This is a genomic window from Acidisphaera sp. L21 (genome assembly GCF_009765685.1).
Lineage (GTDB): Bacteria > Pseudomonadota > Alphaproteobacteria > Acetobacterales > Acetobacteraceae > LMUY01.
In genome coordinates, this window is the sequence record NZ_LMUY01000121.1 from 1 (window position 1) to 6,822 (window position 6,822).

At 66.1% G+C, this 6,822-nt stretch carries 8 protein-coding genes; 7 read left to right on the forward strand and 1 reads right to left on the reverse strand.

What is annotated here, in order from left to right; translation table 11 throughout:
- Positions 1-843: ABC transporter substrate-binding protein (locus GSQ76_RS23135; protein WP_216851244.1), on the reverse strand; the 843-nt coding region annotated here is incomplete at its 3' end.
- A 136-nt stretch (positions 844-979) separates the two neighbouring features.
- On the opposite strand from GSQ76_RS23135, the gene GSQ76_RS23140 reads away from it, so the two are divergent.
- From GSQ76_RS23140 to GSQ76_RS23170, 7 genes are all read left to right on the forward strand, one after another.
- Positions 980-1,795 carry a transporter substrate-binding domain-containing protein gene (locus GSQ76_RS23140; protein WP_216851245.1) on the forward strand — a complete coding sequence of 272 codons (816 nt, stop codon included), beginning with the start codon at positions 980-982 and terminating at the stop codon, positions 1,793-1,795.
- A 24-nt stretch (positions 1,796-1,819) separates the two neighbouring features.
- Positions 1,820-2,494: an amino acid ABC transporter permease gene (locus GSQ76_RS23145; protein WP_158746477.1), complete on the forward strand. Its 675-nt coding sequence runs from the start codon at positions 1,820-1,822 to the stop codon at positions 2,492-2,494.
- Positions 2,491-3,168: an amino acid ABC transporter permease gene (locus GSQ76_RS23150; RefSeq protein WP_158746478.1), complete on the forward strand. Its 678-nt coding sequence runs from the start codon at positions 2,491-2,493 to the stop codon at positions 3,166-3,168. Before GSQ76_RS23145 ends, GSQ76_RS23150 begins: the two co-directional genes overlap by 4 nt.
- Positions 3,165-3,893 (forward strand): amino acid ABC transporter ATP-binding protein, encoded by a 729-nt coding sequence (locus GSQ76_RS23155; RefSeq protein ID WP_158746479.1) that lies wholly within the window; start codon positions 3,165-3,167, stop codon positions 3,891-3,893. Before GSQ76_RS23150 ends, GSQ76_RS23155 begins: the two co-directional genes overlap by 4 nt.
- Before the next feature lie 9 nt (positions 3,894-3,902).
- Complete coding sequence (locus tag GSQ76_RS23160; protein WP_158746480.1) at positions 3,903-4,619, forward strand: GntR family transcriptional regulator; 717 nt, start codon at positions 3,903-3,905, stop codon at positions 4,617-4,619.
- Positions 4,620-4,629: 10 nt separating this feature from the next.
- A complete protein-coding gene (gene uxuA / locus GSQ76_RS23165) occupies positions 4,630-5,826 on the forward strand; it encodes a mannonate dehydratase (protein ID WP_158746481.1) in 1,197 nt (398 codons plus the stop codon).
- A gap of 2 nt (positions 5,827-5,828) precedes the next feature.
- Positions 5,829-6,822 (forward strand): mannitol dehydrogenase family protein (locus tag GSQ76_RS23170; protein ID WP_158746482.1); only part of this gene is annotated, 994 nt, incomplete at its 3' end.

Genomic DNA, 6,822 nt, shown 5'->3' on the forward strand with positions numbered 1-6,822 from the left:
TCCGATGATGCGGAGTTCGTCGGCCTGGACCTGCGGGTGCAGCGCGGTTGTCATGGCGCGCAGCCAGTCCAGAAAGACGGTCTGGTTCTTGTCGATGGCGGAGCCGATATCGGTCGCTTGTTCCTTGCTGTCCTGGCAGTTGTTTTCGCGCGGCAGGGCGGCGAGGCCTTTGACCTTGCGGTTCAGCGCCACCCAGGGGACGCGGTTGATCGGGCTGACGTCGGCGCGGCGGCCCATCAGTTCCTCCAGCGGGACGGCAGTGCCGGCGGTGGACACACCGCGCAGGGTGGCGTGGGGGAAGCGCTTCTTGACCCAGTTCTCCTCGCCGCCGCCGGTGAAGTAGGCGATGGTGACGTCCGGCTTGTCCAAATCGTCGATGGATTTGGCGTCGCGCAGCTTCGGATTGTCGGCGCGGCCGATCATGCAGAGGCTGGTGCTGGAATAGGTGACGAAGTCCACAACCTTCTCCCGCTCGGGCGTGACGGACAGGGGGGAGATCGTCATGTCCACCTGGTTGGATGCGAGCACCGGCACCTTGGTCTCGTGGGAGACGGGGATGGGGGCGAGTTTGACGCCCAGCGCCTTGGCGTAGTCCTGCGCCAGCACCCAGGCCGGGCCAGCCCATGCCTCGCCGCTGCCGGTGGTGTTTTCGACCAGCCAGGGTGGATTGGACAGCACGCCGACGCGCAGCGTGCCGGATTTGCGGATGGCGTCGACCCGGGGGCTGGCGCCGGGCGCGGGCGGCGGTGGCAGGTCGGCCGACATGGCGGACCCGGCGGTGAGGCACAGCCCTACCAGCGCCGTGGCGATCCGGCGGCGCATTGTTGCGACGGAAGTCATCATCGGAATTCCTCCTCCCAGGCGTCGCCTCATGAACGGGCGAGCATTTGGTTGACCGGCACTGAAGCAGCTTGTATCCAAGGATACAAGAGTGGCGGGCGAACCGCTGCCAGAACGAACACCAGGGGAACCGAACGCCATGTCCAGCCGCCGAACCATGCTGCGCTGTCTGCTGGCCTGCACCGCCGCGTTGGCGATCACCGCCGGCTCGGCTCGGGCGCAGACGCCGAGTGTGCTGCAGCAGATCATCTCCCGCGGGACGCTGCGGATCGCGGTGCTACCCAGCCTGCCGCCCTACAGCAAAGTGACGCCGAGTGGGGATCCGGAGGGCTACGACATCGACATCGCCAAGCGCCTGGCCGATGCGCTGAAGGTGAAGCCAGAATTCGTGGTGACCGACATCCCCGGCCGCGTCACCTCGTTGCAGACGCATAAGGTGGACGTCACCATCGCCGACTTCACCCGCAACGTGGAACGGTCGATGACGATCGCGTTTACCGACCCATACCTCGTCACCACCATGCGCATGCTGGTTCTGGACGGCAACAAGGCCCGCGCCATCACCGATATGGGCACCGGCGAAGGCATCAAGATCGCCATCTCCCGCGGCGGCACTGCCGAGCGTGCGGTTCCCGCCGCCCTGCCCAAGGCTACCATCACCCGCTTCAACACCCAGGCGGACGAGATGAGCGCGCTACTTTCCGGCCAGGTCGACGGCATGGCGGAGGATGATTTCTACAACACCCAAGCCATCAAGGACCGCCCCGGCAAGCTGCGCCAACTCGACGGTTCGCTGGCCCGGGCCGAAATTGCCATCGGCATGCCCGCCGGCGATGCGGATCTGCACCGCGTGCTGAACCTGTTCGTGGAACAGTTCAACGCCTCCGGTGACAACGCAACCATGTTCAAGAAGTGGTTCGGCTTCGACCAGCCCGCCATCACCGCGCACTTCTAAGCCGCCGAACGGGTTGCCGGGATCATGGGCTACACCTTTACCCTACGGACGATCTACCCGTATCTCGGCACCCTCTGGCAGGCGGCCGGCCTCACCCTCGCGCTATCGCTGCTGGCCATCGTCATCAGCATCGTACTGGGCGCCGGCATTGCCATCCTCCGCCGCAGCCACTCCCGCCTACTCCGCTTCATAGGCGCTGCCTATGTGGAGGTGATGCGCAACACGCCGTTGCTCGTCATCCTCTACATCGTCTATTTCGCCGGCCCCTCCATTGGCATTCGCTTGTCCTCGTTCAATGCCGCCCTTATCGGCCTGTCGCTCAACAGTGCCGGTTACATGGCGGAAATCCTGCGTGCCGGACTCATCGCGGTGGCGCCGGGTCAATTCGAGGCGGCGCACGCCCAGGGCCTCACCGCCCTGCAGACCTTCCGCTACGTCGTGTTTCCCCAGGTCTTCCGCACCATCTACGCCCCGCTTGGCAACCAGGTGATCGCGGTGATCCTCGCCTCCTCGCTTGCCTCCGCCATCGCAGTGGACGAGGTCGCGTCCTGGATGGAAACCGTCGGCTCCACCTCGTTCCGCTTTTTCGAAACCTTCGTGGTCGCCGCCATCGTCTACCTCGTGCTGTGCCAGGCGGTGAACCTCGGCCGCCTCGGCATCGGCCGCATGCTCTTTCGCCAGGGGGCCGTCGCGCGATGACCGTCGATTGGCTCGCCTACGCCCCCCTCATCCTGCGCGCCGCCGGCATCACGTTGTGGCTGTCCTGGCTTGGCATGCTGGTAGGCGCCGTGGGCGGCACCGGCATCGCCCTGCTGCGCCTGTCGCGTTGGCGCATCCTACGGCTGCTTGCGCTGGTCTATACGGAGTTCTGGCGTTCCGTCCCCATCCTCATCGTCATGTTCTTCTGCTATTTCGGCGTGCCGCTGGTTCTGGGCATCGACATCTCCCCCTTCACCGCCGCCACTGTCGCCCTCGCGCTGCACGCCAGTTCCACCATGTCCGAGGTCGTACGAGCCGGCATTCAAAGCGTCGGCCGCGGCCAGTGGGAGGCTGCGCAGGCGGCCGGCCTCACCCCGATCCAGACGATGCGCTACGTCATCGCCCCCCAGGCCATCCGCGTCGTGCTTCCCCCCTCCGTCGGTGTCTTCATCACCACGCTGAAGGAAAGCTCGCTCGCCTCCATCATAGGCTACATCGAACTCACCAAGACGGGCCTGCTCATCCGCGATTCCACCGATGGCGGGTTCATCCCGCTGCTCGCCCTCGCGGTCATCTACTTCCTCATCAACTATGCCATCTCGCTCGGTGGTGGCGCGCTGGAACGCCGCTTCCACATCGGGCGACGCTTGGACACTGTCGGAGCCATGGCATGAACCCGGTCCTGCAACTCGACTCGATTGTCAAACGCTTCGGTTCGCGCACCATCCTCGATACCGTCAGCATGACGGTGAACGCCGGGGAGATCGTGTGTTTCGTCGGCCCCTCCGGCACCGGCAAATCCACCCTGCTGCGCTGCGTGAACGGGCTGGAGCAGATCCAGGGCGGCCAGATCAGTTTCGAGGGCACCGCCGTCCTACCCCGCAGCATCGGCGCCGTCCGCAAGCGCGTTGGCATGATCTTCCAACATTTCAACCTCTACCCCCACCTCACCGCGCTGCAGAATGTCATGCTGGCGCCGATGGTCGTGCATAAGGAGGCAAAGAAAACCGTCGAGGAACGCGCCCGCGCGTTGTTCGAGAAGGTCCGCCTGTCCCACCGCATCAACGCCTACCCCTCGCAACTCTCCGGCGGGGAGCAGCAACGCGTCGCCATCGCCCGTGCGCTCTGCGCCCAACCCCACTTGCTGATGTTCGACGAGCCCACCTCCGCCCTGGATCCGGAAACCGTCGGCGACGTTCTGGGGGTCATGCGCGATCTCGCGAAGGAGGGCCGGACCATGCTTGTCGTCACGCACGAAATCCGCTTCGCCGCCGATGTCGGTACCCGCATGGTGTTCATGGACCAGGGCAAGATCGTGGAGGACGGCGACCCCCGCGCCATGATCGCCGCGCCAAAAACCGAGCGCGCTCGCCAATTCCTTAGCAGCATCCACGGCTAGCCCACCATCATGGCCCGCCTGGACAACCTCGCCAAAATGGCGCCACGCGCCACCGGGCAGCAGGTCTACGAAGACCTGCACGGTCAAATCGTGCGCGGCGAGCTCACCCCCGGCCAGGCCCTCTCCGAAACCAAGGTTGCCGAGCATTACGGCCTCAGCCGCACGCCCGTCCGCGAAGTCTTCTGGCGCCTGGGGGAGGACGGGTTCATCCGCGTCATCCCCCAGGTTGGCACCTTCGTCGCCCCCATCAACATCCCCGCCGTCTACGACAGCCAGTTCGTCCGGGAAACCCTGGAATGCCGTGCCGTGGCCGACGCTGCCCGCGCCGCTACCGACCCGGCGATCGGCGTCCTACGCACCCTGCTCGCCGACCAAACGGCCGCGATGAAATCCCGCAACTTCGCAACCTTCTTCGCACTCGACGAGGCGATGCACCGCACGTTGATGACGATCGCCGGACGCCCGTTCGTTTGGCAGGTCATCACCGGGGCGAAGGCACAACTGGACCGCGTCCGGTTCCTGTCATTGGGGGACGAGGAATGGCCCAGCATGATCATGGACCAACACCGCGGCATTGTGGATTGCGTGGCCGCGCATGACCCAGCGGGGGCCGTGCGCATCATGACCGCCCATCTCCGCACCGCCTTCGCCGCCATCGGTCGTATCGCCACAGCCCACGAGGATTTCTTCGAAGGCAGCGGCACCCACTCCGACGAACCCGAATAAGGACAAATCGATGGAACAGACCTGGCGCTGGTGGGGGCCAAACGATCTCATCACCCTGTCCGACATCTGCCAGGTGGGCGCCACCGGCATCGTCACCTCCCTGCACGACATCCCTACCGGAACCGCATGGACGAAAGACGCCGTCACAGAACGCAAATCCATCATCGAGACCGACAAATCCCTCGGCCTACGCTGGAGCGTGGTGGAAAGCATCCAGGTCCACGAAAGCATCAAGCTCGCGGAAGACGGGGCCAAGGAATTCTACGAAACCTACCGCGAATCCCTCCGTAACCTCGGCGGCGCCGGCATCGACACGGTCTGCTACAACTTCATGCCCGTGCTGGACTGGGCTCGCACCCAACTCCGCTACCCCCTACCCGGCGGCGCCACCGCGCTCCGTTTCAATGCCCATGAATTCGCCGCCTTCGACGTCCACATGCTCGCCCGACCGGGTGCCGCGGCGGATTATTCCCGGGATGTGCTCGACCGCGCCAAACACTGGTTCGATGCAGCCACGGAGGACACAAAGCGCAGCCTCCTCGCCACCATCATGGCGGGGCTCCCCGGCGCGTTCGACCGGTACGACATCGCCGGCCTCCGCACCATGCTGGCCCGCTATGCTCAGGTGGACCACGCCAAACTCCGCGCCAACCTCGTCCGCTTTCTGGAAGAAATCATTCCGACCGCGGAGCAAGCTGGCGTACGCATGGCCATCCACCCGGACGACCCGCCCCGCCCGCTACTCGGCCTGCCCCGCATCACCTCCACCGCGGATGACATCGCCTTTATCCTCGACGCTGTCCCGTCCCCCTCCAACGGCCTCACCCTCTGCACGGGCTCACTCGGCGCGCGCCCGGCCAACGATCTGCCCGCCATTGCCAAGCGCTTTGCCGACCGCATCCACTTCGTCCATCTCCGCAACGTCAGCACCGACCCGGATGGCTCGTTCATGGAGGCAGACCATCTCGGCGGCGGCACCGACATGGTCGCCGTCGTCCAAGCGCTACTGACGGAACAGCAGCGCCGCCAGAAAGCCTCCGACCCGCATTGGCGCCTGCCCTTTCGCCCCGACCACGGCCACGAAATGTTGGATGACGTTGGCAAAGCCACCCACCCCGGGTACCCGGCCATCGGGCGCATGCGCGGCCTGGCGGAAATCCGCGGCGTCATGACCGCTCTGGCCCACCAGCATGGCTTCGCCCTCTAGCCATGTCTCGCCTCTGCAACGCCACGTTGTCCGACCTACCCGGCACCGTCACCCGCCCCGGCTACGACCGCACCGCCCTGCAAACCGGCATCGTTCATCTCGGCCTCGGCGCCTTCCACCGCGCCCACCAGGCCGTCTATACCGAACACGTGCTCGCGGCCGGCGATCTGCGCTGGGGCATTGCCGCCGCCAGCCTGCGCAATCCCGCCACCCGCGACGCCCTTGCCCCGCAAAACGGCCTCTACACGGTCAACACCCGCGGCGAGTCGGACAGCCTGGCCGTCATCGGCAGCGTCCACCAATCCCTCGTCGCCCCCGAGAGCCCGGCCGCCTTGCTGACCGTGATGTCTGCGCCCGCCACCGCCATCGTCAGCCTCACCGTCACCGAAAAAGCCTACTGCCGCGACGCCGCTACCGGGCTGCTGGACGAGTCCCACCCAGACATCCTGCATGACTTGGCCAACCCCACCCTCCCCCGTTCCGCCCTCGGCTTCCTGGCCGCCGCCATCGCCCGGCGCCGCAGCCTGGGGCTGCGGCCGTTCACCATCCTCTGCTGCGACAACCTCCCGTCGAACGGCGCCACGGTGCACCGCCTGCTCGCACGCTTCGCCGCCCTGCAATCGCCCGATCTCGGCAGCTTCATCACCGGTGAGATCGCCAGCCCCGACACCATGGTCGACCGCATCGTCCCCGCTACCACGCCGGAGGACCGTGCGCGCGTGGGCAGCGTCCTGGGCTTGGACGATGCCTGGCCCGTCATCGCCGAACCCTTCACCCAATGGATCATCGAGGACCGCTTCCCCGCCGGCCGTCCCGCCTGGGAACAGGCTGGCGCCACAATGGTCGCCGATGTTGCGCCGTTCGAGGCAATGAAGCTGCGCCTGCTCAACGCCAGCCACTCCGCCCTCGCCTATCTCGGCTACTTGGCTGGGGAGGAAACCATCGCCTCCGCCATGCGCGATCCGGGGCTGGCGGCTTTCGCCGCCGCGGTGATGG

Excerpts from the sequence above, each read along its gene's own strand:
- GSQ76_RS23145 (WP_158746477.1), top strand. The coding sequence starts at position 1,820 with ATGGGCTACACCTTTACCCTACGGACGATCTACCCGTATCTCGGCACC.
- GSQ76_RS23140 (WP_216851245.1), top strand. The coding sequence starts at position 980 with ATGTCCAGCCGCCGAACCATGCTGCGCTGTCTGCTGGCCTGCACCGCC.
- GSQ76_RS23155 (WP_158746479.1), top strand. The coding sequence starts at position 3,165 with ATGAACCCGGTCCTGCAACTCGACTCGATTGTCAAACGCTTCGGTTCG.
- uxuA (WP_158746481.1), top strand. The coding sequence starts at position 4,630 with ATGGAACAGACCTGGCGCTGGTGGGGGCCAAACGATCTCATCACCCTG.
- GSQ76_RS23150 (WP_158746478.1), top strand. The coding sequence starts at position 2,491 with ATGACCGTCGATTGGCTCGCCTACGCCCCCCTCATCCTGCGCGCCGCC.
- GSQ76_RS23160 (WP_158746480.1), top strand. The coding sequence starts at position 3,903 with ATGGCCCGCCTGGACAACCTCGCCAAAATGGCGCCACGCGCCACCGGG.